Source organism: Microcystis sp. LE19-41.2A (genome assembly GCF_027530405.1).
In the GTDB taxonomy this organism is placed as follows: domain Bacteria; phylum Cyanobacteriota; class Cyanobacteriia; order Cyanobacteriales; family Microcystaceae; genus Microcystis; species Microcystis aeruginosa.
The window spans coordinates 1-1,601 of sequence record NZ_JAPZQJ010000001.1; the positions used below are offsets into that span (position 1 = coordinate 1).

The window sequence follows — 1,601 nt, forward strand, 5'->3', positions numbered from 1 at the left end:
AAACTTGAAGGAAAACTTGAAGGAAAACTTGAAGGGAAACTTGAAGGGAAACTTGAAGGGAAACTTGAAGGGAAACTTGAAGGGAAACTTGAAGGGAAAATGGAAACAATTCCTCTTCTGGTTAGGTTGGGACTTAATGAAGAACAAATTGCGCGGGAATTAAATCTAAAAGTTGAGATTGTTCATCAATTTCTTACCAATCAGAACAATTAAAACTTTTGAGAGATTGCTTCGGGGAGGGATTACTTTTCCCCAAAAGGGAGAATCTCTCAATCTCCCCTCGCAATGACAATCTTCCTTTCGGTATCCTGTATGGTTCTGGTAGCAATAGGTGAGAGTAGGGTAAACTTCTAAGTATTCTTCTAGTTTTGTTAATTTATTTTTAGCAAAATTTCTCCCTTTTTAGTTATCTCAGGATGAGGTAAAGATTCCCCTAATTTCTGATAAAGTTGTATCAGAGATTCTAGGACTTCTTCAGCATTTTTCACAGCTTCAGCATAAGTATTACCATGAGTCCGCCATTTTTGTCCAGGAAAGTCGGGTAAGCCAACTAGATAACAATTATCTTCATCAGACCACTGAAGCACTATTCTATATTTAAGTTTTTTCATCTTCTTTTCTCCTGACCTCTTCAATAGCATTTTTGACTTCTTGTTCTTGGTAACGTTTAAGTAGGTGGGTGGAATTAAATATAAGATGAACGTAGGTTGGGTTGAAGCATGAAACCAAACGCCCGATTATGTTACGCTACCGCTAACCCATCTTACAAATAATTGTGCCTCCCTACTTAGCATCTGCTCCGTCTTTTCCCGATAGGGTGATTTTTCCTGCATATAGAGGGTGTAACCAATGGTTGTGACTGCCTTTTCCCGGAAAATCAATAAATCCAGCTTTTTTGAGCATTTGTTTTAATTCTCTGATTTTTTTTGGCATCAGTCAAGATTTGCTGGATAAGGTAATTTGCTGGAGGGTGTGACAAGTCTTGTATAATTTTTGTTATATAAGGATTTCGACCATTGAGCGGTTAGTGGAGAAGCAGGGGAGCGGGACCAGGGAAGCAGGGGAGAGGGGGAGCGGGGGAGTACAGATTGTTGCTCTTCTGCTGTCTCCCTTTTCCTTGGCTCACCAGTGCTAAAAGATTTAGTCAATGCTAATTAAAAAGTCGGGGATTGTCTTTGATTTCTCTTGGTCAAAAATTAGAGTTTTCAATAAGTCCCCGTTCGATGTTCCTAACAGTAAGTCGCTTGTTTTAAGAGCGATTTAGTCTTTGTTGCCTGTGCCTTTTTTGTTGCTAAATCGTTACAAAACTAAATAAAAAAAGCCTTGACAATTGATTGACTTTAGGTAAAAAATAAGACCAACCTAATGTTGTTAAGACTTAGGAAAAAAGACAATTAAAAAAATCAATGGCGTTAGCTGAAGCGGTTAAACGAGGATTAAAATAGCCTTATTTTTTTATTAGAACTCTTGCAAATTAATTATATGTTATAATGATGGGTTAACTAATTTTCCCCAAAAAATTAGTTAATCAGTACATTTGTCCTGAATGAAAACTTGAAGTTTAACTTTTAACTCAAAACTCTTTAGAGCTGCTTTAATTT

At 36.9% G+C, this 1,601-nt stretch carries 3 protein-coding genes; 1 reads left to right on the forward strand and 2 read right to left on the reverse strand.

Annotated features, from left to right (window positions below):
• A partial coding sequence (locus O9290_RS00005) for a hypothetical protein (RefSeq protein ID WP_288086556.1) occupies positions 1 to 213 on the forward strand: 213 nt, incomplete at its 5' end.
• A gap of 158 nt (positions 214 to 371) precedes the next feature.
• Here O9290_RS00005 and O9290_RS00010 read toward each other — a convergent pair.
• Together O9290_RS00010 and O9290_RS00015 are read right to left on the reverse strand one after the other, a co-directional pair.
• Entirely contained in the window at positions 372 to 611 is a 240-nt protein-coding gene (locus tag O9290_RS00010) for a type II toxin-antitoxin system HicB family antitoxin (RefSeq protein WP_288056167.1), read from the reverse strand.
• A gap of 172 nt (positions 612 to 783) precedes the next feature.
• A complete protein-coding gene (locus O9290_RS00015) occupies positions 784 to 933 on the reverse strand; it encodes a type II toxin-antitoxin system HicA family toxin (protein ID WP_288056165.1) in 150 nt (49 codons plus the stop codon).
• Positions 934 to 1,601: the final 668 nt, after the last annotated feature.

Excerpts from the sequence above, each read along its gene's own strand:
- O9290_RS00010 (WP_288056167.1), bottom strand. The coding sequence starts at position 611 with ATGAAAAAACTTAAATATAGAATAGTGCTTCAGTGGTCTGATGAAGAT.
- O9290_RS00015 (WP_288056165.1), bottom strand. The coding sequence starts at position 933 with ATGCCAAAAAAAATCAGAGAATTAAAACAAATGCTCAAAAAAGCTGGA.